Origin of the sequence: Microcoleus sp. CAWBG640, from assembly GCF_020883015.1 — a bacterium.
Taxonomy (GTDB): Bacteria; Cyanobacteriota; Cyanobacteriia; order Cyanobacteriales; family Microcoleaceae; genus Microcoleus; species Microcoleus anatoxicus.
Genome location: NZ_JAHRFC010000199.1, coordinates 1 through 2,265, shown reverse-complemented (window position 1 = coordinate 2,265; position 2,265 = coordinate 1). Strand labels below are relative to the sequence as shown.

The following is a 2,265-nucleotide window of genomic DNA, read 5'->3' as shown; positions in this document are numbered from 1 at the left end:
CCGTGTAAATGCAGTAACAGCAGTTGTGAGGACAGCCGCGCTTGGTTTGGACGCCGATGTAGAAGTCCCTATCCTGTAGATAATAGGAAAATTCCGGCCAAATGGTCTCGATGTACTGATAATTACAGGCAGTTTTCTCGATGTTGGCTGGCTTTTCGTGAATTAGTCGATCGCGCGGGACTGTCTCACCTACCACATAACACCTTTCCTGGGCCAAATCTTCGCCTTTAATCAACTTCTCCAGCAGCGCCTCGCCTTCCCCCACCGAAACCACAGTCCCCTTGGGTAAACTGCGTCCCAACTGCTCATAAAACACGCTCACAGCACCGCCACCGACGACTGCACGAGCTTCGGGACGGTATTTCCGGGCCCGATGCAATCCCCGCTTCACCAACCCCAAATTGCGCCAGAGTTCCGTATAGTAAGACACGGCTAAACGTAATCCTCCCAATGCTCCCCGCATTTTAATTAGGGGATTGTTGGCGTAGTAAAACTCAAAGGCATTTTGCAGGGGATTGCCGCCTCTACCGCCGACTGGTGCGTAAATTTGAATGTCTCGCCAGGAGAAAACTAGGAGGGTTGGTTGAAATTCATCGACGGCGACGTCGAGAGCCTTGGCGTAATCTAAGGGCGGTACTGCACCTACATCGAAAATCCGTTGTTGGACATCGGGAAACAGCTTATGGATGTGATCGGAAAGGTACACAACTCCGATCGGGAAAATGGGATTACAAGGGAGGCGAACATACAGGACTCGGTTTTCTCGGTTTTCCATGATTGCCACATCCTAAATTGCTAGTGTTTTCACTGTGTTAATATTCTTTTAATATAACTTTACAATCTCTCTAATTTTGGTAATTTAAGATTAAATATTTTAAAATTTTCCGAAGCGGAGTAAAGCAGAGCCTGTTGGCGTGGCTGAGCTGGAGGACGATAAAATAGGGGATTTTTAAATTAATTACAGCTAAGGTTGACAAAAAATTCACGATCGCACTTAATATCGCGTTTTTTCTGCCTCTATCGGCACTATGGTCTCTTAAGGTGCTAGGGAATTGGTAGTCCGCATTACAACAATGCGGGATCGCAAAGTGTTAATTTTGAAAGATAACGAAAACTTTTATCCAAGGCTCCCTACCAGTTATGGCTCAAATTCTTGACCCACTACCCTCAGACGCCGATAGCAAAATTCTCTGCTGCTACGTCAACGCCACCAATCAAATTCAAATTGCTCGCATCACCAACATTCCTAACTGGTATTTTGAACGAGTGGTATTTCCCGGTCAGCGCTTAGTGTTTGAAGCAATGACAGCAGCAATGTTGGAAATTCACACTGGGATGATGGCGAGTGCAATTTTGTCTGATACGATCCCTTGCGATCGCTTGCAGATTAATGAAGGACCCTATTCTCCTATCAATGCTACCAGATCGAGACCGGAAAGTAAGATCGATCGCGCCTCAACTACAGCCCGCCCCAAATCTAAAGAAATCTTAGAGCCTTTAACAGTACCGGCGTTAACAGCCGTCGATTAAGGTAGTTCTCGGATTGAGGACTTTTCAGGGATCGGAAGTTAATAAATTTTCCATTTAACAAATAAACCTTGTACAAAATCTGCTTTTACTCGATCTGAAATTGGTAAGAGCAGTTTTTTGTGCAGACCTTTGCTCGATCGCCGATAATCTTTCTATAAAACCCGTTCTTAGTTCAACCATGTCAGTACCACCGATGGAATCCCCATTATCCTCTACTCCCCTATTTGAACCTGCGGTATTCCGACTTTCTCCTTTAATTAGAATCACCCTTTTGAGTTTGTACGCAGCCTTAACAATTCCCTTACCTTTTTTGTCGGCAGCAACGGCAGCACCGGTGCCTGCTAATATTATTTGGGCGGGAATTGTAATCGGGGCTGTGGGTTTGTATGGCGTACTTAGCGAAAGGGTAATGGTGAATGACGAGGAAATTCAAGTAACTTATCCCAACTGGTTTCCCAAAGTATTTCGCAGAGGTTGGTCTTTAGCTTGGACAGAGGTCAAAGCTCTTAAACCTCGATCGACTGGTCAAGGTGGTTTAGTTTATTATTTTTTGAGTCATTCGGGAGAGGGTTATTTATTACCCATGCGAGTGGCGGGATTTGCCAAATTAGTCCGTTTAGTTGAAGCAAAAACAGGCATTGATACTACAGATGTCCGCCCTTTGTCTCAGCCTTGGATGTATTTGATTTTGCTCTTATGTACCCTGCTGTTACTCTTAGTTGATGGGTGGACAAT

General features: G+C 45.1%; 2 protein-coding genes and 1 pseudogene. 2 read left to right on the top strand and 1 reads right to left on the bottom strand.

The genetic code is table 11. The annotated features are described in order from the left end of the window. Positions 1-775, bottom strand: a pseudogene (locus tag AAFP11_RS30215) (radical SAM protein); the annotation flags it as partial. Positions 776-1,140: 365 nt separating this feature from the next. Between AAFP11_RS30215 and AAFP11_RS30210 the strand changes: the two are divergent. Beyond that, positions 1,141-1,530, top strand: coding sequence for a DUF1830 domain-containing protein (locus tag AAFP11_RS30210; RefSeq protein ID WP_341740315.1), 390 nt, complete (start codon positions 1,141-1,143; stop codon positions 1,528-1,530). Between the two features lie 178 nt (positions 1,531-1,708). Further along, positions 1,709-2,265, top strand: a 557-nt coding sequence (locus tag AAFP11_RS30205; RefSeq protein WP_341740314.1) for a hypothetical protein, incomplete at its 3' end; no start/stop codon positions are given.